The sequence below is a fragment of the Streptomyces sp. NPDC079167 genome (assembly GCF_040686735.1).
In the GTDB taxonomy this organism is placed as follows: domain Bacteria; phylum Actinomycetota; class Actinomycetes; order Streptomycetales; family Streptomycetaceae; genus Streptomyces.
In genome coordinates, this window is record NZ_JBFBLO010000002.1 from 500,495 (window position 1) to 525,584 (window position 25,090).

Annotated in this window: 27 protein-coding genes; 10 read left to right on the forward strand and 17 right to left on the reverse strand. The window is 71.7% G+C overall.

Annotated features, from left to right (window positions below):
• Nucleotides 1-9 precede the first annotated feature (9 nt).
• The 4 genes from AB0P41_RS06435 to AB0P41_RS06450 form a co-directional block, all read right to left on the reverse strand.
• Nucleotides 10-870 (reverse strand): ATP-binding cassette domain-containing protein, encoded by an 861-nt coding sequence (locus AB0P41_RS06435; protein WP_365930469.1) that lies wholly within the window; start codon nucleotides 868-870, stop codon nucleotides 10-12.
• Entirely contained in the window at nucleotides 867-1,916 is a 1,050-nt protein-coding gene (locus AB0P41_RS06440) for an ABC transporter permease (RefSeq protein ID WP_356714479.1), read from the reverse strand. The genes AB0P41_RS06435 and AB0P41_RS06440 overlap by 4 nt, the downstream gene beginning before the upstream one ends.
• Nucleotides 1,913-2,893, reverse strand: a complete 981-nt coding sequence (locus tag AB0P41_RS06445; protein WP_365930748.1) for a sugar ABC transporter substrate-binding protein — start codon at nucleotides 2,891-2,893, stop codon at nucleotides 1,913-1,915. Before AB0P41_RS06445 ends, AB0P41_RS06440 begins: the two co-directional genes overlap by 4 nt.
• Nucleotides 2,894-3,133: 240 nt before the next feature.
• On the reverse strand, nucleotides 3,134-3,895 hold the full coding sequence (locus tag AB0P41_RS06450; protein ID WP_365930471.1) for a GntR family transcriptional regulator: 762 nt from the start codon (nucleotides 3,893-3,895) through the stop codon (nucleotides 3,134-3,136).
• A 93-nt stretch (nucleotides 3,896-3,988) separates the two neighbouring features.
• On the opposite strand from AB0P41_RS06450, the gene AB0P41_RS06455 reads away from it, so the two are divergent.
• Nucleotides 3,989-4,993, forward strand: a complete 1,005-nt coding sequence (locus AB0P41_RS06455; protein ID WP_365930472.1) for a Gfo/Idh/MocA family oxidoreductase — start codon at nucleotides 3,989-3,991, stop codon at nucleotides 4,991-4,993.
• Nucleotides 4,994-5,005: 12 nt separating this feature from the next.
• On the opposite strand, the gene AB0P41_RS06460 is transcribed toward AB0P41_RS06455, so the two are convergent.
• The 5 genes from AB0P41_RS06460 to AB0P41_RS06480 are packed head-to-tail and all read right to left on the reverse strand — an operon-like array spanning nucleotide 5,006 to nucleotide 9,829.
• The gene (locus tag AB0P41_RS06460; protein WP_365930473.1) at nucleotides 5,006-6,202 is read right to left on the reverse strand and encodes a cytochrome P450; all 1,197 of its coding nucleotides are present in this window, start codon (nucleotides 6,200-6,202) and stop codon (nucleotides 5,006-5,008) included.
• A gap of 11 nt (nucleotides 6,203-6,213) precedes the next feature.
• Nucleotides 6,214-6,633 carry a PaaI family thioesterase gene (locus AB0P41_RS06465; RefSeq protein WP_365930475.1) on the reverse strand — a complete coding sequence of 140 codons (420 nt, stop codon included), beginning with the start codon at nucleotides 6,631-6,633 and terminating at the stop codon, nucleotides 6,214-6,216.
• 15 nt (nucleotides 6,634-6,648) lie between these two features.
• Entirely contained in the window at nucleotides 6,649-7,821 is a 1,173-nt protein-coding gene (locus tag AB0P41_RS06470; protein WP_365930477.1) for a cytochrome P450, read from the reverse strand.
• A 30-nt stretch (nucleotides 7,822-7,851) separates the two neighbouring features.
• A complete protein-coding gene (locus AB0P41_RS06475; RefSeq protein WP_356714485.1) occupies nucleotides 7,852-8,580 on the reverse strand; it encodes a response regulator transcription factor in 729 nt (242 codons plus the stop codon).
• A 31-nt stretch (nucleotides 8,581-8,611) separates the two neighbouring features.
• Nucleotides 8,612-9,829: a histidine kinase gene (locus AB0P41_RS06480; protein WP_365930479.1), complete on the reverse strand. Its 1,218-nt coding sequence runs from the start codon at nucleotides 9,827-9,829 to the stop codon at nucleotides 8,612-8,614.
• Nucleotides 9,830-9,974: 145 nt separating this feature from the next.
• On the opposite strand from AB0P41_RS06480, the gene AB0P41_RS06485 reads away from it, so the two are divergent.
• On the forward strand, nucleotides 9,975-10,178 hold the full coding sequence (locus AB0P41_RS06485) for a hypothetical protein (RefSeq protein ID WP_356714487.1): 204 nt from the start codon (nucleotides 9,975-9,977) through the stop codon (nucleotides 10,176-10,178).
• Between the two features lie 37 nt (nucleotides 10,179-10,215).
• Here AB0P41_RS06485 and AB0P41_RS06490 read toward each other — a convergent pair whose 3' ends face one another.
• Nucleotides 10,216-11,136, reverse strand: a complete 921-nt coding sequence (locus AB0P41_RS06490; protein ID WP_365930750.1) for a DMT family transporter — start codon at nucleotides 11,134-11,136, stop codon at nucleotides 10,216-10,218.
• 222 nt (nucleotides 11,137-11,358) lie between these two features.
• Here AB0P41_RS06490 and AB0P41_RS06495 point away from each other — a divergent pair, with 222 nt between their 5' ends.
• Nucleotides 11,359-12,012 carry a TetR/AcrR family transcriptional regulator gene (locus tag AB0P41_RS06495; protein ID WP_356714488.1) on the forward strand — a complete coding sequence of 218 codons (654 nt, stop codon included), beginning with the start codon at nucleotides 11,359-11,361 and terminating at the stop codon, nucleotides 12,010-12,012.
• Between the two features lie 20 nt (nucleotides 12,013-12,032).
• Here AB0P41_RS06495 and AB0P41_RS06500 read toward each other — a convergent pair whose 3' ends face one another.
• The gene (locus AB0P41_RS06500) at nucleotides 12,033-12,662 is read right to left on the reverse strand and encodes a dihydrofolate reductase family protein (RefSeq protein WP_365930481.1); all 630 of its coding nucleotides are present in this window, start codon (nucleotides 12,660-12,662) and stop codon (nucleotides 12,033-12,035) included.
• Nucleotides 12,663-12,845: 183 nt separating this feature from the next.
• Here AB0P41_RS06500 and AB0P41_RS06505 point away from each other — a divergent pair, with 183 nt between their 5' ends.
• Nucleotides 12,846-13,301 carry a hypothetical protein gene (locus AB0P41_RS06505; RefSeq protein ID WP_365930482.1) on the forward strand — a complete coding sequence of 152 codons (456 nt, stop codon included), beginning with the start codon at nucleotides 12,846-12,848 and terminating at the stop codon, nucleotides 13,299-13,301.
• 73 nt (nucleotides 13,302-13,374) lie between these two features.
• Nucleotides 13,375-14,211, forward strand: coding sequence for an aldo/keto reductase (locus AB0P41_RS06510; RefSeq protein WP_356714491.1), 837 nt, complete (start codon nucleotides 13,375-13,377; stop codon nucleotides 14,209-14,211).
• Nucleotides 14,212-14,217: 6 nt separating this feature from the next.
• On the opposite strand, the gene AB0P41_RS06515 is transcribed toward AB0P41_RS06510, so the two are convergent.
• The 3 genes from AB0P41_RS06515 to allB all read right to left on the reverse strand — a co-directional run bounded on the left by AB0P41_RS06515 (nucleotide 14,218) and on the right by allB (nucleotide 17,097).
• On the reverse strand, nucleotides 14,218-14,547 hold the full coding sequence (locus AB0P41_RS06515; RefSeq protein ID WP_356714492.1) for a putative quinol monooxygenase: 330 nt from the start codon (nucleotides 14,545-14,547) through the stop codon (nucleotides 14,218-14,220).
• 87 nt (nucleotides 14,548-14,634) lie between these two features.
• The gene (gene alc, locus AB0P41_RS06520) at nucleotides 14,635-15,750 is read right to left on the reverse strand and encodes an allantoicase (RefSeq protein WP_365930484.1); all 1,116 of its coding nucleotides are present in this window, start codon (nucleotides 15,748-15,750) and stop codon (nucleotides 14,635-14,637) included.
• Between the two features lie 3 nt (nucleotides 15,751-15,753).
• The gene (gene allB / locus AB0P41_RS06525) at nucleotides 15,754-17,097 is read right to left on the reverse strand and encodes an allantoinase AllB (protein ID WP_356714494.1); all 1,344 of its coding nucleotides are present in this window, start codon (nucleotides 17,095-17,097) and stop codon (nucleotides 15,754-15,756) included.
• 333 nt (nucleotides 17,098-17,430) lie between these two features.
• On the opposite strand from allB, the gene AB0P41_RS06530 reads away from it, so the two are divergent.
• Complete coding sequence (locus AB0P41_RS06530) at nucleotides 17,431-18,234, forward strand: IclR family transcriptional regulator (protein WP_356714495.1); 804 nt, start codon at nucleotides 17,431-17,433, stop codon at nucleotides 18,232-18,234.
• Between the two features lie 48 nt (nucleotides 18,235-18,282).
• Here the strand turns inward: AB0P41_RS06530 and AB0P41_RS06535 are convergent, their stop codons facing one another.
• Both AB0P41_RS06535 and AB0P41_RS06540 read right to left on the reverse strand, forming a co-directional pair.
• A complete protein-coding gene (locus AB0P41_RS06535; protein ID WP_356714496.1) occupies nucleotides 18,283-18,963 on the reverse strand; it encodes an ABC transporter ATP-binding protein in 681 nt (226 codons plus the stop codon).
• A complete protein-coding gene (locus AB0P41_RS06540; protein ID WP_365930486.1) occupies nucleotides 18,960-20,039 on the reverse strand; it encodes an FtsX-like permease family protein in 1,080 nt (359 codons plus the stop codon). The genes AB0P41_RS06535 and AB0P41_RS06540 overlap by 4 nt, the downstream gene beginning before the upstream one ends.
• 110 nt (nucleotides 20,040-20,149) lie before the next feature.
• Between AB0P41_RS06540 and AB0P41_RS06545 the strand changes: the two genes are divergently transcribed.
• Nucleotides 20,150-21,373 carry a sensor histidine kinase gene (locus AB0P41_RS06545; protein WP_365930488.1) on the forward strand — a complete coding sequence of 408 codons (1,224 nt, stop codon included), beginning with the start codon at nucleotides 20,150-20,152 and terminating at the stop codon, nucleotides 21,371-21,373.
• Nucleotides 21,370-22,002 carry a response regulator transcription factor gene (locus AB0P41_RS06550; RefSeq protein ID WP_365930490.1) on the forward strand — a complete coding sequence of 211 codons (633 nt, stop codon included), beginning with the start codon at nucleotides 21,370-21,372 and terminating at the stop codon, nucleotides 22,000-22,002. Before AB0P41_RS06545 ends, AB0P41_RS06550 begins: the two co-directional genes overlap by 4 nt.
• Before the next feature lie 44 nt (nucleotides 22,003-22,046).
• Here the strand turns inward: AB0P41_RS06550 and AB0P41_RS06555 are convergent, their stop codons facing one another.
• Nucleotides 22,047-22,367, reverse strand: coding sequence for a DUF5955 family protein (locus tag AB0P41_RS06555; RefSeq protein ID WP_356714500.1), 321 nt, complete (start codon nucleotides 22,365-22,367; stop codon nucleotides 22,047-22,049).
• 191 nt (nucleotides 22,368-22,558) lie between these two features.
• Here AB0P41_RS06555 and AB0P41_RS06560 point away from each other — a divergent pair, with 191 nt between their 5' ends.
• Nucleotides 22,559-23,164 carry a nucleotidyltransferase family protein gene (locus tag AB0P41_RS06560; RefSeq protein ID WP_356714501.1) on the forward strand — a complete coding sequence of 202 codons (606 nt, stop codon included), beginning with the start codon at nucleotides 22,559-22,561 and terminating at the stop codon, nucleotides 23,162-23,164.
• 255 nt (nucleotides 23,165-23,419) lie between these two features.
• Nucleotides 23,420-25,039, forward strand: a complete 1,620-nt coding sequence (aceB, locus tag AB0P41_RS06565; RefSeq protein ID WP_356714502.1) for a malate synthase A — start codon at nucleotides 23,420-23,422, stop codon at nucleotides 25,037-25,039.
• Nucleotides 25,040-25,090: the final 51 nt, after the last annotated feature.

Consider the following 25,090-nt stretch of genomic DNA (forward strand, 5'->3'; position numbering starts at 1 on the left):
GAACGCGGTTCACGGGGTGCTGTCACCGGCGGGCCGGCCGCCGAGGTGGTCCGGTGAGGGGGCTCGTCCGAGCTCGTGGCTGAGCTCGTCGAGCTCGCTCCCACCGGCCATCTGACGGGTCAGTTCGTCCAGTGTGACGCCGTCCTTCGTGTGGCTTCCGGACATCGCTCCACGCTTGAGCAGCACGAACCGGTCACCCACGAGGTACGCGTGGTGAGGATTGTGCGTGATGAGGACCACGCCGAGCCCGGCGTCCCTGGCGGCCGCGACGTACTTGAGCACGACCCCCGACTGCTTGACGCCCAGCGCCGCGGTCGGCTCGTCGAGGACGAGGACCTTGGCGCCGAAGTACACGGCCCGGGCGATGGCCACGCACTGGCGTTCACCGCCTGACAGGGTGCCGATGGGTTGATCGACGTCACGCAGGTCGATGCCCATGCGCAGCAGCTCCGCGCGGGTCGTCTCGCGCATCCGCCGTACGTCGAGGCGGTTGAAGGGACCGGCTCCCTTCGTCGGCTCGGAGCCGAGGAAGAAGTTGCGCCAGACCGGCATCAGCGGAACGACGGCCAGGTCCTGGTAGACGGTGGCGATGCCCCGGTCCAGGGCGTCGCGCGGGTTGGCGAGCGTGGTCTCCTCGCCCTCGATCAGGAAGGTCCCGGCGTCGTGACGGTGCAGCCCCGCGATGATCTTGATGAGGGTGGACTTGCCGGCGCCGTTGTCGCCGAGGACACAGGAGATCTCCCCCGCGTGCACCTCCAGCGAGACGTTCTCCAGGGCCTTGATGTTGCCGTAGTACTTGCTGACGCCGTCGAGCTCGACGAGCGCCGGGCCGGCCGTGTCCCGGGGGGCCGGAGCCTGGGTGGCCGTCATTTCGTCGCCTCCGCGCGCTTGCGTACCCATGCGTTGAGCAGGGTGGCCAGGAGCAGCATCGCTCCCAGGAAGAACTTGAACCAGTCGGGGTTCCACTCCGCGTAGACGATGCCCTTGCTGGTCATTCCGAAGATGATCGCGCCGATGGCCGACCCGATCGCGGAGCCGTAGCCGCCGGTGATCAGACAGCCGCCGATGACGGCCGCGATGATGTAGATCAGCTCGTTGCCGACGCCCTCGCCGGACTGGACCACGTCGTACGAGAAGAGCAGGTGCTGCCCGGAGACCCATGCGGCGAAGGCGACCCCGAGGTAGAGCCCGATCCGTGTGCGGATCACCGGGACGCCGACCGCGCGTGCGGCGTCGGCCTCGCCTCCGACGGCGAAGATCCAGTTGCCGAAGCGGGTGCGGATCAGGATCCAGGTGGCGATCGCCACGAGCGCCGCCCACCACAGGATGGTGACCTTCAGCTCGACGTCGCCGATGGAGAGGTGGGACGCGAAGACCTTGCGGGCGGAGTCGAAGCCCTCCATGTTCCCGATGGCCTTGGTCGAGACGGTGCCGCTGATCAGCTTGGTGAAGCCGAGGTTCAGGCCCGTCAGCATGAGGAAGGTGCCGAGCGTGATGATGAAGCTCGGGAGCTTGGTGCGGGTCAGCATGAAGCCGTTGAACGCGCCGAAGCCCAGGGTGACCAGCAGCGACACGAAGACGCCGACCCAGACGTTGGCGGTCATCTGGTAGCTGAACATCGAGGAGATCAGCGCCGAGCTGGTCACCATCACACCGGCGGAGAGGTCGAACTCTCCGCCGATCATCAGGAGCGCCACGGGCGCGGCCATGATCCCGATGGTGGAGGCCGCGTACAGCACCGTGCCGAGGCTGGATGCCTGCAGGAAACTGTCGGCGACGATCGCGAAGAAGAGGAAGACGGCCGCTGCCCCGACGACCGAGCCGAGCTCGGGCCGGCCGAGGAGCTTGCGCAGCGGGGAGGTACGCAGCAGGCGTTCGTCGGTGTGGGGCGCCGCCGGTTGCCCGGTCGCTGTCATCGCGTGCCCCGATTCGTGTACTCGGCGAGCGCGTCGGCGTCCTTGGAGGTGATGACCTGCGGGCCGGTAAGGACGGGCAGGCCGCCGCCGAGCACGTTCTGGTTGTAGCGGTAGAGCCAGAGCAGGTCGACGGCCTCGTACCCCTGGAGGTAGGGCTGCTGGTCGACCGCGAAGCCGAGCGTCTTGTTCTGGAGGCCGGTCGCGACGCTCGCGTTGAGGTCGAAGGTGTCGATCTCGGCCTTGCTGCCTGCCGTCTGCTTCGCCTTGACGGCCGCGGCGGCGAAGGGAGCGCCGAGGGTGACGACCGCGTCGATGTCCTGGTCGGAGTCGAGCTTCGCCTCGATGGACGCCTGGACGTCGGGCATGTTGGTGCCGTCGACGTAGAGGTTCTGCATCGTTCCGTCGAAGGTCTTCTTCGCCCCGGCGCAGCGCTGCTCGTGGCCGACGTTGCCCTGCTCGTGCAGGACGCAGAGCACCTTCTTGCGCTTACGCTCGTTCAGTTCACCCCCGACGGCCTCGCCCGCGATGGACTCGTCCTGGCCGATGTGGGTGAGCGCGCCGAAGGCCTTGGACTCGGCCGAGCCGGAGTTCACGGTGATCACGGGGATGCCCGCCTTGACCGCCTTGGCCACGACGGTCTTCATCGAGTCGGGCTTGGCCAGCGAGACGATCAGGCCGTCGACCTTCTTGTCGATCGCGGTCTGGACGAGCTCCGCCTGCTGCTGGCCCTCGTCGCTGTGCGAGTAGAGGAAGTTGATGTTGTCCTTGACGGCCGCCTGCTTGGCGCCCTTCTGGACGATGTCCCAGAAGGTGTCGCCATCACCCGAGTGGGTGACCATGGCGAACGTCCAGCGGGGCGTGTTCACCGCGGACCGGCCTTCGGCGGCCTGAGCGGCGCGCTCCTCCGCCCGCTTGCCGCCGGTGCTGCTGCATCCCGCGAGGGAGGCTGCCAGTACCGCTGCCAGCACGGCGCCCATCGCGCGTACCCCTGTCCGAACCCTTGCCACGACGCCGTGCCCTTCTTGTGCTGCTCGCTGTGCTGCCTGGTGAAGCCGGGGAGGGCGGACTCGCCGCCCGGCGGGCCAAGTATCCCCGAGCCCGGACCGGCGTGGACCGGCAGGGGCGCGGGCCGCGCCCTCCCGTCGTTCTAGCGACCTTGCATGACCGCGTCAACGCTTTTGTCCGAACATCCTTACCGGCGACCGCCCGCCGGGGATTCAGGGCCGGACGAGCAGCTGGAACTCGAAGGCGTACCGCGAGGCCCGGTAGACGTGCGAGCCGAATTCGACCGCCCGCCCGCCGTCGTCGAAGGTGGTGCGTTCCATGGTCAGCAGCGGGGCGCCGGCGGGCTCCGTGAGCAGCTCGCCCTCCTCGGCGGTGGCGGCGCGGGCGCCCACCGTCTGCCGGGCGCTGTGCAGCGTGATGCCCGCGGCACGCATCATCCGGTACAGGCCCGTCGACTCCAGCCGCTCTGTGGAGAGGTCGAGCAGCTGCGGCGGCAGGTGGTTGCGCAGGAGCGCCACCGGTTCGTCGTGCGCGTACCGCACCCGCTCGACGAGATGGACGTGCGCGCCCTCCTCGACCCCGAGCGCGGCGGCGACCTCGGGTGCCGCCGGCTCGACCGTGTTGCGCAGCACGCGGGTCGCCGGGCTCCGGCCGGCCGTGTCCAGGTCGTCGTAGAGGCTGCTCAGTTCGAGCGGGCGCTTGATGCGACTGTGCACGACCTGGGTGCCGACACCGCGCCGTCGCACCATCAGCCCCTTGTCGACGAGCGACTGGATGGCCTGGCGGACGGTGGGCCGGGAGAGTCCGAGCCGTGCGGCGAGCTCCAGTTCGTTGCCGAGGAGGCTGCCGGGCGCGAGCCGGCCCTGCTCGATGGCCGCCTCCAGCTGCTGGGCCAGCTGGTAGTAGAGCGGGACGGGGCTGGTGCGGTCCACGCCCAGCCCCAGGGCGGCGGAGTCGGCGGCGGGTTTGGGCACGGCACGGAGCGTACCTCCTGCCGCCTCGCCACACCCCTCAATTTGTCAGGACATATAGTTGACAGTGCGTCCGGGGGGCGGCACGTTGGGTCCATGCGCATCGGACTCATCGGCACGGGCCGGATCGGTTCCTTCCACGCGGGCGTGCTGGCACGCCATCCCGCGGTCGCCTCGCTCGTGGTGACGGATCCGGACACCGCCCGCGCCTCGGAGACCGCAGCGCGGACGGGGGCCACGGCTCTCGCGTCCGCCCAGGAGGTCCTCGGTGCGGGGGTCGACGCGCTCGTGATCACCTCGGCCACCTCGGCGCACGCGGATCTCATCGGCCGGGCCGCCCGGGCCGGTCTGCCCGCCTTCTGCGAGAAGCCCGTCGCCCTGGACCTGGCGGGCACACTGGGCGCGCTGCGCGAGGTCGAGCGGGCCGGCAGTGTCCTCCAGCTCGGCTTCATGCGCCGGTTCGACGCGGGCTACGCCGCGGCGCGCGCCGCCGTGCGCGGCGGGACCCTGGGCCGGCTGCACACCGTACGGGCGACGACCTCCGACCCCGCTCCCCCGCCCGCCGCCTATCTGCCGCTCTCCGGCGGCCTGTTCAGGGACTGTCTGGTGCACGACTTCGACATCCTGCGCTGGGTGACGGGCCGCGAGGTGACCGAGGTGTACGCGACCGGCTCCGACGGCGGCCCGGCGATGTTCCGGGAGGCCGATGACGTGGACACGGCGGCGGCGCTGCTGACCCTGGACGACGGCACGCTCGCCACGGCGACGGCCACCCGGTGCAACGGAGCCGGTTACGACGTGCGCATGGAGCTGGCGGGCGAGCGGGACCAGATCGCGGTCGGCCTCGACGACCGTACGCCGCTCACGTCCGCCGAGCCGCAGGGGCCGCCCGCTCCCGCCAAGCCGTGGCCGGGCTTCCTGGAGCGCTTCGCCCCGGCGTACGAGGCGGAGCTGGACGCGTTCCTCGCCGTCGTACGCGGAGAGCTTCCGAACCCGTGCGACGGCCGGGAGGCGCTGCACGCGCTGCGCGTCGCCGAGGCGTGCGAGTTGTCGCGCCGGGAGCGCCGCCCCGTACGGATGGCGGAGATCGCCGAGGCCTGAGGCCCGGCCCCGCTACCAGGCCACCGGCAGGCTCAGCGGGCCCCGTATCAGCATGCCCGTACGCCAGGACAGGCCGGCCGGGTCCGCGTCGAGCCTCAGCTCCGGGCAGCGTTCGAGGAGCGACCGGATGGCGATGCGGGCCTCGATGCGGGCCAGCGGAGCGCCCAGGCAGTAGTGGATGCCGTGGCCGAAGGCGACGTGACCTCGGGCGTCCCGTGTGATGTCGAAGCGGTCGGCGTCCGGGTAGCGGGCGGGATCGCGGTCGCAGTCGGCCATCGCGACCAGGACGAGTTCGCCACCGCCGGGGATCACCGTGCCCGAGACGTCGAGCGGCTCGGTGGTGAAGCGGTAGGTGGGCGTCTCGACGGGACCCTCGTAGCGGAGGGTCTCCTCGACCGCGTTGTCGATCAGGCTGAGATCCGCGCGCAGCGCCGCGAGTTGCCCGGGATGCGTCAGCAGGCTGAGGACGCCGTTGGAGATGAGGTTGACCGTGGTCTCGTGGCCGGCGACGAGCAGCAGCCAGGCCATGCCCAGGAGTTCGTCGGCGGAGAGCTGGTCGCCGTCGCCGTCCGAGGTGTGGATCAGCGCGCTCATCAGGTCGTCCCCGGGGGCCGCGCGCTTCTCCTCGATCAGCCCGGTGAGATACGCGGTCATGGCGGCCTTCGCCCGGCCGCGCGCCTCGGCGTCGAGGGACGAGACCGCGGTGTCGGACCATGCGCGGAAGGCCTGCCGGTCCAGGGACGGTACGCCCAGCAGCTCGCAGATGACGGCCATCGGCAGGGGGACGGACAGCGCTTCGACCAGGTCGGCGGAGCGGCCGGGGCCACCGGTCATGGAGTCGAGGAACCCGTCCGTCATCTCCTGGACGCGCGGGGCGAGCCGTTCCATACGGCGCGGGGTGAACTCCCGGGCCACGAGCCGGCGCAGCCGGGTGTGGACCGGCGCGTCGCTGCCCAGCATGGACGTGCCCGCGGACACCTTGCCGACGCCCAGCGAGGGCGACGCCTTGCCCCAGTCCTTGGAGAGCCGCTGGTCGGCGAGGAGGGCGCGTCCCGCCTCGTACCCGACGACCAGCCAGGCCTCGGCGCCCTCCGGGATGCGGACCCGGTGCACCGGACCACTGGCGCGTAAGCGCGCGTAGACGGGATACGGGTCGCGGATGAAGTCGTCGCCGAGGGCGCCGAGATCGAGCAGGGCCTGGGTGGTCAACGCGTCTCCCTTCAGACGGGGCGGGCGGAGAGGACGGTGCCCTGCGCGACCGCGCAGAGCGTTTCCGCCCCCTCGTCGTCCACGGTGTACAGGTCGCAGCGCACGACGGCCTGTCGGCGGCCGGTGTGGACCACCTCGGCGCGGGCGCTCAGGGTGCGGCCACTCGCCGGCCGGACGTACTGGATCGAGAAACCGCCGGTCAGGACAGCCGCTCCCAGCGTCGTCCCGGCGGCGAAGGTCAGCGCGTTGTCGGCCGCGTAGGAGAGCACCCCGCCGTGCAGGAACCCGTTCTGCTGGGTGAGTTCCTTGCGTACGCCGACCTCGAGAACGGCCGCGCCGTCCCCGAACGCCGTGATCCGTGCGCCGACGAGCCCGCTGAACGGCTGGCTGTCGAGGACCTGCTGTGCCGTGTCCAGGGTGAGTCCGGTCATGGAAGCCATCCCACCTCACCAGCGCACCGGAAGGCGGCGGACGCCCCGCAGCAGCAGCCCGGGCAGCCAGTCGAGTTCCCCGCCTTCCGGGTCGCGGGCGAGGCCGGGGCAGCGCTCCAGCAGGGCGCGGATCGCGATGCGGCCCTCCATCCGGGCCAGTGGAGCGCCCAGGCAGAAGTGGATGCCGTGCCCGAAGGCCAGGTGCCCCTGGGCCTCGCGCCGGATGTCGAAGGTGTCCGGGTCCGGGTAGCGGCCTGGGTCCCGGTCCCCGGAACCCAGGGCGACCAGCACGGGCTCGCCCTGCGGTATGACGACCGGGCCGATGGCGACGGGTTCGCGGGTGAAGCGGAAGGTGGCCGTCTCCACGGGTCCGTCGTAGCGGAGCATCTCCTCGACCGCCCCGTCGATCAGCTCCGGCTCGGCACGGAGCAGCGCAAGCTGGTCCGGGTGGTCGAGCAGTGCGCGTACGCCGTTGGAGATCAGGTTCACGGTCGTCTCGTGCCCCGCGACCAGAAGCAGGAAGGCCATGCCGATCAGTTCGTCCGGTGACAGGCGGTCGCCCTCGTCGTCGTGTGCCTGGATCAGGGCGCTCATCAGGTCGTCGCCCGGCGCCCGGCGTTTGTCCTCGATCAGCTTGTCCAGGTAGGCGCCCATGGCGTCGACCGCCTCGTTCTCCTTCTCCGGTGAGACGGGCGTGACGACGGCGTTGGACAGTGCGCGGAAGGCGTCCCGGTCGATGTCGGGGACGCCGAGTAGCTCGCAGATCACGGTCATCGGCAGCGGGAAGGCGAACGCGTCGACGAGGTCGGCGCTCCCGGCGGGGACCATCGCGTCGAGGAGGTCCCCGGTGATCTGCTCGACGCGCGGGCGCAGCGCCTCGATCCGCCGGGCGGTGAATTCGCGGGCGACGAGCTTCCGCAGCCTGGTGTGGTGCGGGGCGTCCATCTCCAGCATGTTGGCGTTGATCGGGTTGCTCGTCCCCGAGAAACTCGCCGTCGTACGCCAGTCCTTGCTGTACCGCTGGTCCGCGAGGGCCGCCCGGGCCTCCTCGTAACCGACGATCATCCAGACGCGCTCGAAGTCGTCGGTACGGACCAGGTGGACCGGCCCCTCGGCGCGCAGTTTCGCGTAGTACGGATACGGATTCGCGCTGAAGTCCGCCGCCCCGCGCAGATCGATCACTGTCATCGTCCCGCCCCCTCATCCGGTCTGACCGGTTCAGCCTAGGCGGCCGTCCGGCGCCCCGTCCTCGTCCTCATGGAGGAGACCCGCGTCGTGCACCAACAGCGCGATCTGAACACGGTTGTTGAGTTCGAGCCTGGCCAGGATCCGGGAGACGTGCGCCTTGACCGTCGCGACGCTCAGATGCAGCGCGGCGGCGATCTCGGCGTTGGAGCTGCCCCGCCCGACGGCCGAAGCGACATCCCGCTCGCGCTCCCCGAGCTTGGCGAACCGCTGCCTGGCGCGTGTCCTGCGGTCCTGGCGGTCGTCCGCCGGGTCGCCCGCCGCACGGGCCATGAGTCTGCGGGTGACGGCGGGCGAGAGGACGGGCTCACCGGCCGCGACGCGCAGGACCGCCTCGACGATCTGCGCCGGCGGGGTGTCCTTCAGGACGAAGCCCGCCGCCCCCGCCCGGATGGCCCGCAGCACCTGCTCATCGGCGTGGAACGTGGTCAGGACGATGACCTCGGGCGCGCCGGGCCGGCGCCGGAGCTCCTCGGTCGCGGCGAGCCCGTCCATGCCCGGCATACGGATGTCCATGAGCAGGACGTCGGGCCGGGTCCGGGCGACGAGGGCTGCGGCCTCGGTGCCGTCGGCGCCCTCCCCCACGAGGTCGATGCGCTCGGCGCCGCCGAGCATCAGGGCGAGTCCGGCACGCACGAGCGGGTCGTCGTCGATGACGGCCAGCCGGACCGGTGGCGTTTCCGGAGACGGGGGAGTGCTCATGCCGGCCACGGCAGCCGCGCTGTCGGAGTTCTCATGCCGGCCACGGTAGCCGGGCCTCGACCGTGAATCCTCCGTCCGGGCGCGGTCCGTGCTCCAGACTGCCGCCGGCCAGGCCTGCCCGTTCGGTGAGGCCGATGAGGCCCTGGCCGGATCCGGGGACCGGCTCGAAGGGCTCGGTGGGGGCCGGGTTGCGGACCTCGATGGTCAGCCCGTCGCCCGGCCCGCCGGCCACGCCGACATGGACGGGGGCGCCGGGGGCGTGTTTACGGGCGTTGGTCAGCGCTTCCTGGGCGATGCGGTAGACCGTGCGTCCGGTGGCCGCGGGCGCCCGGGCCGGGTCGGCGACGCTGTTGGCCAGCGTGACGTCCATGCCCGCCGAGCGGGACTCGTCGATCAGGGCGTCCAGGGTGACGAGGGTGGGCTGCGGCCTGTTGCCCTCATCGCCGTCGCCCGGGGCACGCAGTACGCCGATGATCTCGCGGAGGTCCTGGAGGGCCTCGTGGGCGCTGTCCCGGATGACGCCGGCCGCCCGTGCGACCTCGGCGGTGGGCGCGTCGGGCCGGAATTCGAGGGCACCGGCGTGGACGCTGAGCAGGGTCAGCCGGTGGGCGAGGACGTCGTGCATCTCGCGGGCGATGGCCTCCCGCGCCAGCCGCTGCGCCTGCTCGGCCCGGAGCGCGGCCTCGGCCTCCGCCCGGCGCGCGCGTTCGCGCAGGGTGACGACCAGCTGCCGCCGTGAGCGTACGACCATGCCCCAGCTGAGCACGAGGAGGACGAGCAGCACCCCGATGACGGTGGAGACGAAGAGCGACGCCTCCGGATCGGGGCGCAGCAGCGGCTGCACGGGGGCGACGACGAGGGCGCCCGCGCCGACGAGGGCGACCTGCTTGTACGGACGGTGCACGGCCAGGCTGAACAGCCCGATCAGCATGGCTCCGGCCGCGACGGGCTCCACCAGGCTGAGCACCGTCAGGCCCACGGCGACTCCGACGGGCCACCTCCGCCGGACCCAGAGCACGCAGCACGACGCCGCCCCGATGAGTGAGTCGGCGAGAACGACAGCGTCCGGTGTCGTCGGGTCGGCCTCGATCGCCGCGAGGGCGGCCATCCCGAAGCCCGCGGCGCAGAGGAAGGCCGTGAGGTCGACGGCCCAGTCCCGCACGGTCCGCCGCGAGCCGCGCCGGTCGCCGGACAGTGCGTCGTCGGCCAGGGCGGAGGGCAGCAGCCAGCGGTACTCCGTACGTGTCATGTCGACAAAGCTACGCACGTGGAGGGCCCGGAGACGTCTGTCCGTGCCAGGGAGATACCGAAGTCGCACGATCCGAGACTTCCGTCGGTGGGCCGCATACCGGTGGCCGACGCGGGCCCGGGGCGGCCCACGCGAGGCTCGGGCCATGAAGAAATTCGTGGAGTCGGTGGGGTTCATCGTGTTCGCGCAGGGCGCCGCGGGACTGCTGTACGAGTGGACGGGCTGGTTCCGGCTGTGGGCCGTGGTGGCGAAGCTCGACTTCCTCGACGACTACGGGCTCTTCGTCAACATCGTGCTGGTGGTGACGGGCGGAGCCGTGATGATCGCGGCGGACTCGATCAGGACGTGACGCGGGAGGTGCCGGGGTATGTGGCTCGGGAGCGTCGTCAGGACGTGACGTCCGCGCGGCGGCGCCCCCACGCGGTGCCCGTCAGCACGAGCACCGCGCCCAGCGCCCCGAGCACGCCGAGGCGCTCGCCGCCGATCGCGATGCCGGCCGCGGCGGCCCAGAGCGGCTCCGTGCCGAGGAGGAGGCTGACGCGGGACGGAGAGGTGCGGCGTACCGACCACATCTGTAGGAAGAACGCGAACAGCGTGCAGAACACGGACAGGAAGAGCAGCCCGGCCCACTCGGCGGCGCCGAAGTCCGCCGCCACCGTCCAGGGCGCCGGCCCGGTCCCGGGCACGGCGGCCAGGACGGCGAAGACGGCGACCGCGCTGCCGAGTTGCACCGTGGTCAGGGAGAGCGAGTCGGCGTTCTGGACCGCCTTGATGCGCGCCATCGCGAGGACGTGGACCGTACGGGCGACGGCCGCGAGCAGCATCAGCAGGTCTCCCCCCGAGGGGCTGGTGAAGCCGGCGCCCTGGGTCAGCAGCACCACGCCCGTTACGGAGAGGCCCGCCGCGGCCAGGAAGGCGGCCGGCGGCCTGACCCGGGTGACGGCGGCCTCGGCGAGCGGGGTGAAGACCATGGTGAGGCTGATGATGAGCCCCGCGTTGGTCGCCGACGTGTGCACGACCCCGTACGTCTCCAGGAGGAAGATCCCGCTGAGCACCAGCCCCAGCAGGCCGGCGCCCCGCCACTGCGCGGCGCTCAGCGCCCGCAGCCCGCGCCATCCGGCGACGGCCAGGGCGGGCAGCACGATCGCGAAGCGGAGCACGAGGACGGCGATCACGGTGTGTGTCGTGGTGATGCCCTTGGCCGCGAGGTAGCTGGCCCCCCAGACGGCGGCGACGAGCAGGAGCGGCAGATCGGTGACCCACGCGCGGCGGGGCGGGGCGAGTGCGGGCAGGGCGGCAGCGGACACCTGGTTCTCCTGGTTCTCCACAACGGGAACGATGTGGAGACCTCGCCGGCTCACACGGGGAGCGATCACCGTACCGAACGCCACGGTGCTCGGGAACCTCTGTCCACAGGGTGACTCGGCCACCTGTTCGCAGGAGTCGTCACCGCTGGAAGCGGTCCCCCGGAAGTGCCGGCTCCTCCTAGAATGTCGGTCTTGGGACGCTCGGACACACGGAGTTGGCACATGGGTGGAGCGCGGCTGGACGGACGGGTCGAGCGGGGGAACCAGACCAGGCAGCTGGTGCTGGGGCGCGCGGTCCACGTCGCCTCGACCGAGGGCCTGGAGGGCCTGTCGCTCGGCCGGCTGGCCACGGAGCTGAAGCTGAGCAAGAGCGGGGTGTTCGCCCTCTTCGGCTCCAAGGAGGAGTTGCAGCTCGCCACGGTGCGCGCCGCGGTGACCGTCTTCGTCGAGCATGTGCTGACCCCGACCAGGGCGGTTCCGCCCGGGCTGGGCCGTGTCTGGCGGATGTGCGAGAGCTGGCTCTCCTATTCGCAGCGCCGGGTGTTCAGCGGCGGTTGCTTCTTCTACGCGACCATCGCGGAGTTCGACTCCCGGGAGGGCAAGGTGCACGACGCGCTGGCCTCCACGCAGACGGGGTGGGTCACCTTCGTGGAGGAGACCCTCGAGGAGGCCAGGGTGCGGGGGGAACTCGTCGCGGACACGGACGTCTCGCAGCTGGCCTTCGAGCTCATCGCGTTCATGGAACTGGCCAACGCAGAGTCCGTGCTGCACAACAACAACCCGGGCTACACCAAGGCGACGCGGGCCATCCTGGGGCGGCTCCACACGGTCGCCACCGACCCTTCCGCGCTGCCGGCTGCCCCCGTGACGACGTAGCCGCCGCACGTCGGGCCGTGTCACACACCGGGCGGGTCGAAGTCCCCGAACCGGGCAGGCCCGGCGGGCCGGTAGGTGTGGATCGCGATGCCGCTTCCGGTGGTCCGGGCAGCGGTCAGCTCGAACGCCGTCGGCTGCCCGCCCTCCGCGAAGAGCCGCCTGCCGCCGCCCAGGTAGACGGGGTGGACGAGCAGGTTCATCTCGTCGACGAGGTCGTGCGCCATGAGCGACTGCGCGAGGGTCCCGCTGCCGTGGATCTGCAGTTCGCCCTCCGCCGTCCGCTCCTTGAGCCGGGCGACCTCGGCCGGTACGTCATGGGAGATCACCGTGGTGTTCTCCCACTCCGGCTCGGTCAGGGTGGTGGAGACGACGTACTTGGGCAGGGTGTTGAGCCGTGCGGCGATCGGATCCTCCGGATCGGTGACCCGGGGCCAGTACCCCGCGAAGATCTCGTACGTGCGCCGTCCGAGAAGGTAGGCGCCCGACCGGTCGAAGACCTCGGTGATGAAGGTCCCCATCTCCTCGTCCGCGAAGAAGGGCACCTGCCAGCCGCCGTACCCGAACCCGCCGCTGGTGTCCTCGGCCGTACCTCCGGGCGCCTGCATCACGCCGTCGAGCGACACGAACACGTTGAGAATCAGTTTCGCCATGGTCCCGCTCCTTCGCCTCGCGCCAGGGGTCGTGGGCCCCGGCGGTCCCTCTGCTTCCACCTGTTCTGACACCACTTTCGGGCGAAATTCATCGGTACGCCCGGCGAGGCCCCGTCGCGATCCCACGGTCACAGATCGACTACATCGCCGACATCTCGCACACGCCTTCGATACACAGAGCGCATGCGCACCCCACACATCTCTCGTGCCGTACTCTCCGCGCTCGTCGCCCTGGCCGCACTGACTGCCTGCACCCAGGAGCCGGAGGCGAGGTCCGAAGCCGTACCGTCCTCGTCCCCGCCCGCCGCCTCCCCCACCGCACCGGTGGACACGGGGGCACTGGAGTCGTCCGTACGCGCGTATGTGACGGCCTACTACGCGCCCGACGCCGACGCCGCCTACGCGCTTCTCTCCACGCGCTGCCGCAAGGACGTGTCCGAGGCGCAGTTCGAGGCGCTCGTCGACCGGGCGACGCAGACGGCCGAGCAGATCGGGAAGACGTACACCCTCCAGCGGCTCTCCCTGGACGACGTCCATCCGGAGAACGCGGTGGTGACCTACGGCGTCGGCGACCCGAAGTACGACGAGAGGTCGACCTGGGCCCGGGAGGACGGCGTCTGGCACAACGACACCTGCTGAGGGCACCTCGCGCGCCGGGGCCGGCGGCCCGTCCTACGCTGGCCGGGACGGTACGCGAACGAAGAGGGAGACCATGAGCCCGACACCGACCCCGGTCCGCAACCTCCACGACGGCAGCACCGTGCCCGCGGTGGGCCTCGGCACCTGGCCACTGGACGACGCCGCGGCCGAGCAGGCCGTCGCCGGGGCGCTGCAGCTCGGCTACCGCCTCGTGGACACCGCGCTGAACTACGGGAACGAGACCGGCACCGGCCGCGGCATCGCGAGCTCCGGAGTGCCGCGGCAGGACGTCTTCGTCACGACCAAGGTGCCCGGCCGTCACCACGGCTACGAGGAGACGCTGGCCTCCTTCGAGGAGTCTCGCGGCAAGCTCGGCCTGGAGTACGTCGATCTGTATCTGATCCACTGGCCGCTGCCCCGGGTGGACAGGTACGTCGACACCTGGAAGGCGATGATCAAGCTCCGTGAGGACGGCCTCGTACGCTCCATCGGCGTCTCCAACTTCACTGCGGAGCACCTGGACCGGCTGGAGCGGGAGACGGGTGTGCTTCCCGTGGTGAACCAGATCGAGATGCATCCGCTGCTGCCGCAGGCGGAGCTGCGGGCGGTGCACGACGCGAAGGGCATCGTCACGGAGAGCTGGAGTCCGCTGGCCCGGGGGCGCCAGGTGCTCGAGGCGCCCGAGGTGGTCGCCACCGCCGCGGCCCATGGTGTGACGCCGGGCCAGGTCGTGCTGCGGTGGCACACGCAGCTGGGGGCGGTGCCGATCCCGAAGTCCGCGGATCCCGGGCGGCAGCGGGAGAACCTCGACCTGTTCGGCTTCGAGCTGACCCGGCGGGAGCTGGATCTGATCGGGGCCCGGCCGCCTCACCGCTTCGGCGGGGACCCCGACACGCACGAGGAGTTCTGACCTCGGTCACCGGTTGCGCGGGGTGACCTCCGACATGCGGGACCAGTCGTCCCCGGGGATCTCGACGTTGATGATCTCCGGCACCTCGCTGACGAGCTCCGACATGGTGTCGATCGCCTTCTTGAAGTGCGCGGAGTTCACATGCGCCGCACCCGCCTCCTGCGAGGCGAACGCTTCGAGCAGGACGAACTGGTCCGGGTTCTCGACGCTGTAGGACCAGTCGAAGAAGAGGTTGCCCGGCTCCTGGCGGGTGGCGAGGGTGAAGTCCTCGACGGCCGGGAGCCAGTTGTCACGCTCGGCGGTACGCACGGTGAACTTGACGGCGATGAAGATCATGGCGACTCCTGGTCGGGGCGACGGCGTCCCGACCAGGGTCCCATATCCGTACGGCCGGGCATGAACCGGCACACCAGCCCCGGGCCGTCAGCCGCCGAGCGCCTCGTGACGGGCGGTCAGCCGCGCCGCCCCCTCCTCGGTGAGCGAGCCGAAGAGCCGCAGCCGGGAGATCCCGCCGTCCGGGAAGATGTCGATCCGGACGTGCGTGGAGCGCGCGGGCTCCGGCAGGACGAAGCGGTGGTTCGTGTCGGGCTGGAGCCGGGTGCGGGGCAGGATCTCCGACCACTCGCCGTCCTCGCCGTCCCTGACCGAGATCTCCGCCCAGCCCGCCGCGTTGCCCTTGAGGTACGCCGTGTCGATCTCGACCGCCCGGATCTCCGACTGCTCCGCCAGCCGGTAGCGGATCCAGTCGTTGCCCTTGTCGCGCCGGCGGCGGGTCTCCCAGCCGTCGTCCATCTTGCGGGAGCGGCCCGGCGCGATGGTGTTGGTGGCCGGGGAGTAGAAGCGGTCCGAGGCGTCCTCGACCTGGCCGCCGTTCTCCAGGGCCGCCAGGTCGAACGTACCGAGCGCGGTGAGCCAGGCCGGGTCGGGGGCCACCTCGCCGTGGACGCGCAGGCGGGCTATGCCTCCGTCGGGGTGCTGGTTCACCCGGAGGTGGGTGAACCGCTGCCCCGCGTCGACGGCGAAGCCGTTGGCCGCGTGACCGCCGACGGGCGTACGGGGAACGAGTGTCGTCCACCTCACGCCGGGCGCGAGAAGGTCCTCGGGGGACGGGGAGCCGGGCATCGAGGCCGCCTCGACGGAGACCGACTGCGGGTAGTTGCCGCGGAAGTGAGCGGTGTCGACGATCAGCCCTCGCACCACCCCGGGAGCGCCGAGGCGCACGAGGGCCCAGTCGTGGTCCTCGTCGGTGGGGTGCGGCTCGGCGGCGCCCGTACCGCGCCGGCGGCGGGTCTCCCAGCCGTCCATGATCTTGCCCTTGTGTCCGAAGCGCTCGGGGTCGAACTCCGCGGGCCCCGGCTTCAGCAGGTTCTCGCGCTCGGCGAAGAACTCGTCGTTGGCGGCGATGACCCCTGCGCCGAGACGCCGGTCGGCGAGGTCCACGAGGTGGCTGAAGGGGAAGTCGGCGGTGCGGTAGTCGGCGTACGGGTCGCCTCCCCCGTACGGGCTCGCGTCGCCGGTGAAGCGCGGTGTCGCCGTCATGGGTCAGCGGTTCCTTTCGAGGAGGCGGCCGGTGGGTTCGGCGAGTACGCCGTCGGCCGCGATCCGCGTGCCGCGCAGCCAGGTGGACCGGACGACGCCGTGCAGGGTCTTTCCCGCGTAGGCGGTGACCTGGTTGCGGTGGAAGAGTCCGGCCGGATCGACGGTGAAGGTCTCGTCGGGGGCGAGAACCGCGAAGTCCGCGTCCCGCCCGGCCTCGATGGCGCCCTTACGGGTGAGCCCGGCGAGGTCTGCGGGGGCGGCGGACATCCAGCGGGCCACGTCGTCGAGGGTGTGGCCGCGCCGGCGTGCCTCGGTCCAGATGGCGGGCAGGCCCAGCTGCAGCGAGGAGATCCCTCCCCAGGCGGAGGCGAAGTCCGGGGTCTTGAGGTCCGTGGTGCAGGGCGAGTGGTCGGAGACGACGCAGTCGATCGTGCCGTCGGCGAGGCCGGCCCAGAGCGCGTCCTGGTTCGCGGCCTCCCGGATGGGCGGGCAGCACTTGAACTCGGTGGCCCCGTCGGGGACTTCCTCGGCGGTCAGGGTGAGGAAGTGCGGGCACGACTCGACGGTGACGCGTACGCCCTCGCGCTTGGCTGCGGCGATCAGCGGCAGGGCGTCGCTGGAGGAGAGGTGCAGGACGTGTACGCGGGCGTTCAGTCGCTTGGCGTGGGCGATGAGGCCCTCGATGGCGGTGTTCTCCGCGTCGCGGGGGCGGGAGGCGAGGAAGTCGGCGTACTTCTCCCCGCTCCGCTGCGGGGCCTCGGCCAGGTGGTGGGGGTCCTCCGCGTGCACGATCAGGAGTCCCCCGAAGCCCGCGATCTCGGCCATCGAGCGGGCCAGCTGCTCCTGGTCCAGCTCGGGGAACTCCTCGACGCCCGAGGGCGAGAGGAAGCACTTGAAGCCGAAGACCCCGGCCTCGTACAGCGGGCGCAGGTCCTTCGTGTTGGAGGGGATCGCACCGCCCCAGAATCCGGTGTCGACATGCGCCTTGGGGCCGGCCACGCCCTGCTTGACGCGCAGGTGCTCGACCGTGGTGGTCGGGGGGAGGGAGTTGAGCGGCATGTCGAGGAGGGTCGTGATGCCGCCCGCCGCCGCGGCGCGGGTGGCGGTCCAGAAGCCCTCCCACTCGGTGCGGCCGGGGTCGTTCACATGGACGTGGGTGTCGACGAGGCCGGGCAGCAGGACGTCGTCCCCGAAGTCCTCGACGCGGGCACCGCCGGGCACCTCGGTGTCGTACGGCAGGACCGCCTCGATCTCGCCGCCGGCGACGAGGACCGCCGCCGCGCGGGTTCCCTCGGGGGTGACCACGCGCGTCGAGCGGAGTACCTGCTTCTTGTCCACTCCGGACACCTGTGCTCCTCACGCAGACTTCAACGATTTGTTGAAGGAGTCTTCACTCGGGACAGCGGCCCGTCAAGACCCCTCCTCGCCTGCCGGCGGGCTGGTGGAGCGTCCCTGGCATCGATTGGATATTTCCACGAAGTAGAAGTTCTTTTTCGACAGGCGAAACGTAGGATAGGCCATGAGCGGCACCACCGCGCTTCGTGCCGAACGCGGCCCGGACCGCCGACACCAGGACAAAACAGGTCCTGACCGGCAAGGACGCCGCACCGGGAGCAGTGGGCCGATCGGGAACAGCCCGGTAGGCTGCTGCCTTGCCTCCGCTTCGAAAGGACCGTTGACGTGCCGCCGTCCCACGCCAGCACATCCGACTCCAAGCCCGCCGGTCCCAGCGGCGGCGTGCAGTCCCTCGAGCGCGCCTTCGATCTCCTGGAGCGCATGGCGGACGCCGGGGGCGAGGTCGGGCTCAGCGAGCTCTCCGCGAGCAGCGGACTCCCCCTCCCGACCATCCACCGGCTGATGCGCACCCTGGTCGTCTGCGGCTACGTGCGCCAGCAGCCGAACCGGCGTTACGCGCTCGGCCCCCGCCTGATCCGCCTCGGCGAGTCCTCGGCCCGCCTGCTGGGCACCTGGGCGCGGCCCTACCTCCAGCGGCTGGTCGAGGAGACCGGCGAGACGGCGAACATGGCGCTGCTCGACGGGGACGAGATCGTGTACGTCGCGCAGGTGCCCTCGAAGCACTCGATGCGGATGTTCACGGAGGTCGGCCGACGGGTGCTCCCCCACTCCACCGGTGTGGGCAAGGCCCTCCTCGCGGACACCCCGGCGGACGAGGTGCGGGCCCTGCTGGCCCGTACGGGCATGCCGGCGGCCACCGAGAAGACGATCACCACTCCCGACGGCTTCCTCGACGCGCTCGAACAGGTGCGGAGGGCGGGCTACGCGGTGGACGACAACGAGCAGGAGATCGGGGTCCGCTGCCTCGCGGTCTCGGTGCCGGACTCCCCCACCTCGGCCGCCATCTCCATCTCAGGGCCCGCGGGCCGGGTGACGGAGACGGCGACCGAGCGGATCGTGCCGATCCTGCAGCAGATCGCGAAGGAGCTCTCGGAGGCACTGGCCAGCAGCGGCGGCGCGGCGGGCTGAACCTACCGGGGCGGCCCGACGGGCTGAGCTTCTCAGAGCGGCGGCCCCTCAGGCCGGGGCGAGCGCCGAGAGGCGTCCGTCCTCCATGCTCACCGTGGTGTCCACCCGGTCCAGGTGCGCCCGGTCGTGGGTGACCATGACCGTGGCCGTCGAGCGCTCCCGGGTCAGCCCGAGCAGCAGGTCGAGGACCGCCGCGCCGCGTTCGTGGTCGAGCGCGCTGGTCGGCTCGTCGACGAGCAGCACCGCGGGTTCGTTCATCAGGGCGCGGGCGATGTTGATCCGCTGGCGCTGACCGCCGGACAGCTGGTGCGGTCTGCGGCCGGCCCGGTCGGCCAGGCCCACCGAATCCAGGAGTTCCAGCGCGCGGCCCCGGGCCGCGCGCACCGAGCCGTGCGACAGATGCGCCATCACCTGGAGCTGCTCCAGGGCCGTGAGTGACGGAAGCAGATGGGGCTGCTGGAAGACGATGCCGATGCGGTCGCGGCGCAGTGCGGCCTTGTCGGCTCGGCCGATCCCGGCGGTCTCCGTACCGGCGACGACGACGCGTCCGCGGTCCGGGGTGACGAGCGTGGCCGCCACCGCGAGAAGGCTGGACTTGCCCGAACCCGACGGTCCGACGACCGCAGTGAGCGTGCCCGCCGGCACCTCCAGGGAGACCCGGTCGAGTGCGGTGAGCCGGGCGTCGCCGTCGGGGTAGGTGAGGGTGACATCGGTGAGGGTGAGGGTCATCGGGCGCTCCCGAGTGCGGTGAGAGGGTCGACGGCGGTGATCCGCCGGATGGACAGGGCGGCCCCGAGCGCGCCGAGGACGATCATCACGCCGGCCGGGAAAAGCACGGTCGACGCGTCGAGGACGAACGGCACCGCGCCACCGTCCCCGCCGACCAGCGTGCCGATCCCCGCGGCGAGCGCGGTGCCCACGCCCGTGCCGACGGCCAGCATCACCACGGCCTGCCCGAGCGCGTCCTTCAGCAGATACGGGGTGGAGGCGCCCAGCGCCTTGAGCACGGCCACGTCGCCGCTGCGCTGAATGGTCCAGACCGTGAAGAAGGCGCCGATGACGAGCGCGGAGATGACGAAGAGGAAGCCGCGCATCAGCTGGAGCGAGCCGTTCTCCGCCTGGTAGGAACCGATCGCCGTGAGGGAGTCCTCCAGGGTCAGTGTGCTGGTGCCCGCCGCCCTGTCGCCGGCGGGGATGTCGGCCCCGCCGGTCGTGGTCAGGGCGATCACGGTGGCCTGCCGCCCCGTCCCGCCGATGCGCTGCCAGTCGGCGAGCGAGGTCCACACCACCGGTGTGTGGCTGTACGAGGCGTCACCGCCGACCGCCGACACGGTCATCCGGGAACCACCCAGGACGAGGGGGTCCCCGGCCGTGGCGCCGAGCTCGTCGGCCGCCTTCCCGGAGAGCACGACCCGGCCCTCTCCCACGCCGGCGGGCGCGAGCCCGCCGGCCGGCCGGGCACCGAAGGCCGACACCGCGGCCGTACGCTCCCCGTCTCCGGCGGCGGCGTTCAGCGTCCGGATGCCCAGCGGCCGGGCGGCGGTGACACCCGGCTGCTGGGCCCAGACGCGCCAGGCGCTCTCCTTCACGGCCGAGTCGGAGAAGGACACCGACCGGCCGTCCGGTGGCTCGGCGAACGCGACGCGGTCGGCGTCCAGACCGGTGACGGCCGAGGTGTTCTCCCTTCCCAGGCCGGCCGTGAGGCCGGACAGCAACCCGACGAGCAGCGTGATCAGCACGACGACCGTGCCCATGAGGGCGAACCTGCCTCTGGCGAACCGTAGATCTCTCCATGCGACGAACATGACTCCAGGCTCACGCCCCGGACCTGCGGAAACATCGTGCGCCGGACGGGGCCGACATCAACCTTTCGATTGACCGGCCCGGCGCCCGGCGCGTCTACGCTGGAACGGTCATGGATTCGCGCGCACCCACCTCCGTCACCACCGCCCTGCGGCTCTGTCTGCACGCGCTGCTGGTGGGGCTGCTGCTGCTCGCCGCGCTCCGCGCCACCGGGGACGGCGCTCCGCACGCCACGGCCGTCGTCGCACTGGCGGGTGTGATGGCCGCGTTGTACGCGGCGGGCGCGCTCGCCCCCGTCGTCCGGCCGCACACCCGGGCCGCCGCCGTCTGGCTCGCCGCGCTGGGCGCCGTGTGGCTGGCGTTGCTCGTCCTGTCGTCCGACGCGCTGTGGGTGGCCTTCCCGCTCTACTTCCTCCAGCTGCACCTGCTGCCGGCCCGGTGGGCCCTGCCCGCCGTGGCGGGCACGGCCGCGGCGGCGATCGCCAGTTTCGTGCTGCACGGGCAGCAGGTCACGCCGGGCACCTTCATCGGCCCGCTGCTGGGCGCGGCGGTGGCCGTCGCGACCGTGTTCGGCTACGACGCCCTGTTCCGCGAGAGCGAGCGGCGCCGCGAGCTCATCGACGAGCTCGTCTCCACCCGGGCGGAGCTCGCCGACGCGGAGCGCGCCGCGGGCACGCTGGCCGAGCGGGAACGACTGGCCCGGGAGATCCACGACACCCTCGCCCAGGGGCTGTCGAGCATCCAGCTCCTGCTGCGGGCCGCCGAGCGTTCGCTTCCCGGGGACTCCCCGGCGACCGCGCACGTCCGGCGGGCCCGCGAGGCCGCCCAGGACAACCTGGCCGAGGCCCGCCGCTTCGTCCGGGCCCTGACCCCTCCGGACCTGCAGCGGGGTTCCCTGGCGGCGGCGCTGTCCCGTCTCTCGTCGCGCAGCTCGGCAACTGACCTCACGGTGCGGTTCGCGGTCAGCGGCACCCCGGCCGAGCTGCCCACCCCGTACGAGGTGGCGCTGTTGCGGACCGCGCAGTCGGCGCTGGCCAACACGGTGCGGCACTCGGGTGCGCGACGGGCGGAGATCACCCTCAGCTTCATGGAGACCTCGGTGGCCCTGGACGTGGTGGACGACGGACGGGGTTTTGACACGGCCGCCGAGCCGGTGACGAGCAGCGGCGGGGGCTTCGGACTGCCCGCGATGCGCGCACGGGCCCGTTCGCTGGGCGGGACGCTGAGTGTGGAGTCGGGCCCCGGACAGGGGACGGCCGTCGCCGTCACCCTGCCGCTCCCGTCGGCCGGCGGGCCCGCGGAGGGCACCGGAACCACGGAAGGCAGGGCGGCGTGACGGGCCCGGTCAGGCTGCTGCTCGCCGACGACCACCCGGTGGTCCGCGCGGGGCTGCGCGCGGTCCTGGACACCGAGCCGGACTTCCAGGTGGTCGCGGAGGCCGCCACCGCCGAACGGGCCGTCGCCCTGGCCGCGACCGGCGTCTGCGACGTGGTCCTGATGGACCTGCAGTTCGGCTCGGGCATGCACGGGGCGGAGGCCACCGCGGCGATCACCGCCGCCCCGGACGCGCCCCGCGTGCTGATCCTCACGACGTACGACTCGGACGCCGACATCCTGGCCGCCGTCGAGGCGGGCGCCGGCGGCTATCTGCTGAAGGACGCCCCGCCGGAGGAGCTGGCCGCCGCCGTGCGGACGGCTGCGGCCGGCCGCTCCGCACTGGCGCCGGCGGTCGCCCACCGGCTGATGGACCGCATGCGGACCCCGGCTCAGGCTCTGACCAGGCGTGAGCTGGAGGTGCTCCAGCTGGTCGGCGAGGGCCTGTCGAACCAGCAGATCAGCAAGAGGCTCTTCCTCAGCCAGGCGACGGTGAAGTCGCACCTGGTGCACATCTACGGGAAGCTCGGCGTCGACTCACGCACCTCGGCCGTGGTCGCGGCGGCGGCGCGGCGGCTGATCCGCCGCTGACGTCAGCGGCGCTGACGCCGCAGGCGCCGCCGTCAGCTCCGACGTCACGGGCGACGGCTCGGCGGCTCCCCGAAGAGCTCGATTGCGACCCGCACGTCCCGGAGGCCCGGGGCCAGCGCGCTGACCGAACCGATCGCCCCCGCGACCAGCAGCAGCGAACGGCGCAGCCTGGGTATCTCGGGCCTCCCGCTGACCGCCATGGCGTCCAGCGCGGCCAGCTCGTCCTCGGCGATACCCCGGTCCGGGAACTCGGCGGGGTGTCCGGCGAGTTCGCGGCGGAGCCGGGAGACGGCCGTACGCAGCTCCGTCACCCTCGGGTCCTCGCCGCTCCCCGTCAACCGCTCCTGCCCCACGCTTCGCAACAAAGCACTCCCCCTCGCACGTCATTGTGCCGGTGTGTCGACCTGCTCCCGGGCGGCGGTCAAGTGCCCGGGCCCGTCCGCAAGTTAACGCCACCGGAGGTGGCGTGCGCCACTGTGCGGACAAGGAAGCAGCGTACCTCCGGGGTCTGACAGCCACTCCTCCGGTACGCACGGCGGAGTGGTATCCAGGGCACATGGCTCACACACAACCGATCCCCGTCATCGCCGGAGTGCTGCTCGCCGCCGGTGGCGGCCGTCGCCTCGGCGGCCGGCCGAAGGCCCTGCTGGAACACCGCGGCCGTCCCCTGGTCGAGCACGCGGTCCGGTCACTGCGCAACGGCGGGTGCGGACCCGTCCGCGTCGTCCTGGGTGCGGCGGCCGAGGAGGTCCAGGCCCTGGCGGACCTCTCGGCATGCGAGGTGACGGTGAACCCGGCGTGGGAGGAGGGCATGGGCACCTCCCTGCGGGCGGGCCTGGGCGCCCTCGCCGGTTCGGACGCGGACGCGGCTCTCGTGCTCCTGGTCGACCAGCCGGGCATCGGGGCGGAGGCGGTGGCGCGTGTGCGCTCGGCCTACCGCTCCCGGGAGTCGCTGGCGGCTGCCGCGTACGACGGGGAGCGCGGCCATCCCGTGCTGTTCGGGGCCGGCCGGTGGGCGGACATCTCCGCGGCGGCGGCCGGCGACCAGGGGGCGCGGGCGTACCTGCGGGCGCATCGCGATGCGATCACGCTCGTCGAGTGTTCCGATGTGGCTCAGGCGTACGACATCGACACGGTGGAGGACCTGACGCGCCTGGAGTGAACGGACCGTGCCGGACCTGGCACGGGGCGCCACCGGAGCGGCACGTCTGTCGACCCGGAGAATCTCGATATCAACAAACCATTGAACTTCCACCATGAGGAAACTAATATCCACTGATCAGAAGCCCATGGTTCCGCTTCCGGTTCCTCGGCGGTACCCATGGCCGTATCTCGGAGCCCTGGCACCCCGTGCCGTCCCGGGCGACCCGGCGGCCGTGGGATGCCGCCGCACCACCCGCTGAAGGAGTGACAGCTCATGTCCGCACCAGCGCCGTCCCCGCTGGCCATCGTCGACGCCGAGCCCCTGCCGAGGCAGGACGAGGTCCTGACCGATGCGGCCCTCGCGTTCGTGGCCGAGCTCCACCGGCGGTTCACGCCCCGGCGTGACGAACTGCTCGCCCGCCGGGCCGAGCGCCGCGCCGAGATCGCCCGCACCTCCACGCTGGACTTCCTGCCGGAGACGGAAGCGGTCCGTGTGGACGACACCTGGAAGGTCGCCCCGGCTCCGGCCGCACTGGACGACCGCCGGGTGGAGATCACCGGTCCGACCGACCGCAAGATGACCATCAACGCCCTGAACTCGGGCGCCAGGGTCTGGCTCGCCGACTTCGAGGACGCGTCCGCCCCCACGTGGGAGAACGTGATCACCGGCCAGCTCAACCTGATCGACGCGTACACCCGGAACATCGACTTCACCGACCCGAAATCCGGCAAGTCGTACGCCCTCAAGCCTGCCGAGGAGCTCGCGACCGTCGTCACGCGCCCGCGCGGCTGGCACCTGAACGAGCGCCACCTCCAGCTCGACGGCACCCCGGTGCCCGGCGCGCTGGTCGACTTCGGCCTCTACTTCTTCCACAACGCCCAGCGCCTGATCGACCTCGGCAAGGGCCCGTACTTCTACCTGCCGAAGACGGAGTCGCACCTCGAGGCACGCCTCTGGAACGAGATCTTCGTCTTCGCCCAGGACTACGTCGGCATCCCGCAGGGAACGGTCCGCGCGACCGTCCTGATCGAGACGATCACCGCGGCGTACGAGATGGAGGAGATCCTCTACGAGCTCCGCGACCACGCCTCCGGGCTGAACGCGGGCCGCTGGGACTACCTCTTCTCGATCGTCAAGAACTTCCGCGACGGCGGCTCGAAGTTCGTCCTGCCGGACCGCAACCTGGTCACGATGACCGCCCCGTTCATGCGGGCGTACACCGAACTCCTGGTCCGCACCTGCCACAAGCGCGGCGCGCACGCCATCGGCGGCATGGCGGCGTTCATCCCGTCCAGGCGTGACGCCGAGGTCAACAAGGTGGCCTTCGAGAAGGTCAAGGCGGACAAGGACCGCGAGGCGAACGACGGCTTCGACGGCTCCTGGGTGGCGCACCCGGACCTGGTCCCGATCGCGATGGCCTCCTTCGACGCGGTCCTCGGCGACAAGCCGAACCAGAAGGACCGCCTGCGCGAGGACGTCTCGGTGGCGGCCGGCGACCTGATCGCCATCGACACGCTGGACGCGAAGCCCTCGTACGACGGCCTGCGCAACGCGGTCGCGGTCGGCATCCGCTACATCGAGGCGTGGCTGCGGGGCATGGGCGCGGTCGCCATCTTCAACCTGATGGAGGACGCGGCCACCGCCGAGATCTCGCGCTCGCAGATCTGGCAGTGGATCAACGCGGACGTGGTCTTCGAGAACGGCGAGCACGCCACCGCCGACCTGGCCCGCAAGGTCGCCGCCGAGGAACTGGCCGTGATCCGCGCGGAGGTCGGCGAGGAGACCTTCGAGTCCGGCAAGTGGCAGCAGGCCCACGACCTGCTGCTCACGGTCTCGCTGGACCAGGACTACGCGGACTTCCTGACGCTGCCGGCGTACGAGCAGCTGGGCTGACCGCACCCCGCGAAGCGCCGCACCCCGCGATCACCGCGCGGGGTGCGGCGC